Annotated in this window: 1 protein-coding gene and 3 pseudogenes; 2 read left to right on the top strand and 2 right to left on the bottom strand. The window is 69.7% G+C overall.

Annotated features, from left to right (window positions below; genetic code table 11):
* Positions 1-92, bottom strand: a pseudogene (locus AB0A94_RS38565) (IS5/IS1182 family transposase); the annotation flags it as partial.
* Between the two features lie 835 nt (positions 93-927).
* Between AB0A94_RS38565 and AB0A94_RS38560 the strand changes: the two are divergent.
* Positions 928-2121: a trypsin-like serine protease gene (locus tag AB0A94_RS38560; protein WP_217127467.1), complete on the top strand. Its 1194-nt coding sequence runs from the start codon at positions 928-930 to the stop codon at positions 2119-2121.
* Positions 2122-2262: 141 nt separating this feature from the next.
* Here AB0A94_RS38560 and AB0A94_RS38555 read toward each other — a convergent pair.
* Positions 2263-2429, bottom strand: a pseudogene (locus AB0A94_RS38555) (restriction endonuclease); the annotation flags it as partial.
* A gap of 202 nt (positions 2430-2631) precedes the next feature.
* On the opposite strand from AB0A94_RS38555, the pseudogene AB0A94_RS38550 reads away from it, so the two are divergent.
* Positions 2632-2741 (top strand): annotated as a pseudogene (locus AB0A94_RS38550) (IS6 family transposase); the annotation flags it as partial.

Here is a 2741-nt window from a genome sequence, read left to right as displayed (position 1 = left end):
GCCACCCGCTCCTGCTTCCACGCGGTGACCAGCGGCTCGATCAGCGCCCACTGCTCGTCGGACAAGTCGGTTGCGTACGGCATCCGTTCCATGCCACGACCCCATCATGCACACGACATGAGGCGATGGCAGAACCATTCCATCACCCACGAACGAGCGACACCACATCACCAAAAACGGGACTTAACGCCCCCTTAGAGCGGGTCACCGACGGCTGCCGCCAACCCTGACCATGAACCCGGCCATGGCTGGTCAGTGGAACCTGGCCGGCCGCCCCCGGCGCCACGAGCGTGGCGCAAGTCCAAGGAAGCAGTGCGGCCGTACACCGGGCTCGCCGGGCTCCAGGCTCGTACGGTCCGCCGGTGCGATCGCACGGAGCGGCGGGCAACTCCTGGACCGCGGGCGCGGTTTCGTCATCGGCTGCCGCGATCTCCACTACAGCCGGAGACCGCGAGAAGCCGGGCGAGCCGGGCGCCGCGTGGACGACAGCGGCTGGGTGAAGGTGCCGGCGGGGGCGCCCACCTGGGGTGTCGCGGGCCGAGTGCGGCAGTCCGTCCTTCAGGTGCGCAGGAAGTCGGCATGACGGGCGTGGGGTCCGGCCGTCTTCCGGCCGACGGCGGTGGAGAGCACGCTGCGGTGGAGCCGGGCTCCCTGCCGGTCGCACCGGAGCCGGTACGGCACTCGGTTCGACGGTCCGGTCGGCGTCCAACCGTGCGTGGACGTCGAGCGGTATGTCTCCACGGAGTCCGTCGAGAAGGTGGCTCTCCCGGCGCCGCACCCGGCTGCACGTGCGACTCCGTGTTTCACTTTCGACACCCGAGTATCTGGTTGGCATTAATCATTTGTAGATCGAATGTAAATCGGGGCCCATGAGGATGCCTGTGCCGTCTGATCACAGACTGCTACGCCAAGAGGAAAGGCATACTCATGAGATACGGCAGAACCAGCCTGTGGGCTGCGGGTTCGGCCCTGGCCGCGGCGATGGCGCTCGTCGGCACCCTCGCCCCGGGCGCCAGCGCCGAGCAGCAGCGCGACGGTAACAGCGAGAAGAGCGTCCCGATCTCACAGGTTGTCGGCGCCGACAACCTGCGGAAGATGAACGAGCAGCGACCCCTCGTCGCCGCTGCGAGCATCCTGGCCAAGGCCCAGGAGCGGGGCCACTACGAGGGCTACACGGGCATCGGCCTTCAGGAAGACCACGTCACCCTGTGGTGGAAGGGCGACCTGCCCGAGCCCGTACAGCGGGCCGCGGAGCGGGCCCGCAGAACCGCCCCCGTGCACATCGTTGCCGCGGACCACTCGCTGGCCGAACTCAAGGACGCCTCCGAGCTGTTACAAGCCCGGCTGGAGAAGGACCCCTCGCTCGGCCACAGCGTCAAGATCCCCACTGACGGCAGCGGACTGGTCCTGGCACAGGACACCACCCGCGCAGCACGCACCGCCTCCGTCGCGCAGGACCACAGCACGGTCGACCGGATCGCCGGCGTGTCCGTGAAGACGATCAGCGAGGAGCCTCTCCAGGAACGCTCGCGTGTGAACGACGGTGCGCCGTGGTCGGGCGGAGCACAGATAAACTTCAATGGCGGGGCGTGCACGGCCGGGTTCGGTGTGCGTGACGCAAGCGCGACCTACCTGCTCACCGCTGAGCACTGCGGTCGGAGCGGCAATCGGTTCACCAACCCGCAGGGCACCTACATCGGCACCTCCACCAAGTCCAGTGACGCCCATGACGTGATGCTCATCCCCACGAACTCCGACAACTTCATGTACACCGGGGGACCCGACAGCGACGCGGGCGTGCGGGTCGACGGCTGGGACCACGTCTTCCCGGGTGAGTACCTGTGCCAGTCCGGAATCACCAGCGCACGGGCCACGGGCGGCCCGGTCTGCAACATGAAGGTCCTCTTCTTCTACAACGACTCCGAAGACCTGGTGGAGGCGGAGCAGATGGACGGCCGGGAGGCGGCCCGCAGCGGTGACAGCGGCGGCCCGATCTACACCGCCTCGGCCGCCGGCGGCGCGATCGCCAAGGGCACGGTGACCCGTAGTGCGGGGGCGCGCCTGGGCTTCCAGGACTTCTACACGGCCACGCGGGACTTCGGCATCTGGATCAACAGGTAGATCCGTCCTCGCGGCCCGTGCCAGGGCCCGCCCGGCGTCCTCGGCGGCCGTGAAGGCCGGGAGGACGCCGGCTTCCGTCGCGGCGGCCTCGGCGAGCCGCAGCGCGGACTGGTGGTGGGAGCCGAGGCGGGACGGCTGTCAGTGCGGCAGTTCCTGTCCCCGCACCAGCGGCAGGGTGTCGGCGAGCCGGACCGCTGGTGGGCCAGGCGCCGCCGGACGGGGCCGGGGACGCCCGGCAGCCGCAGCAGCCGCTCGCCGGCGGCGCGCAGGATGCGATTCTCGGCGGTGTCAGCGGTGTACGCGTCGTAGCCGTACACCAACGCGGCGGCGGCCGAGGAGGAGTTGCACTCGATGTCCCGGGCCGCCACCCAGCGCGCCCCGGGGCCGGCCGGGGCGTCCACGAGCGCGCCGCTCGCCCGCAGTTCCGCCCGGAACCGGCGTGCGGGCGCTGTCACGTTGGCTGACCGGGTGGGATGATCTTCTGGTTGGTCGTGCTGGGAGGGGTCGTCCGTGGGCAGCGCACCGCCGTCGTACAAGGGGTACCGGTACCCGGTCGAGGTGATCGCGCACTGCGTGTGGCTGTACTTCCGCTTCCCGCTCAGCTTCCGCGAGGTCGAGGA

Source organism: Streptomyces sp. NPDC044984, from assembly GCF_040646935.1.
GTDB lineage: Bacteria > Actinomycetota > Actinomycetes > Streptomycetales > Streptomycetaceae > Streptomyces.
This window is presented reverse-complemented; position numbering and strand designations above follow the sequence as displayed.

Coding starts and splice junctions, on each gene's coding strand:
- AB0A94_RS38560 (WP_217127467.1), top strand. CDS start 928: ATGAGATACGGCAGAACCAGCCTGTGGGCTGCGGGTTCGGCCCTGGCC.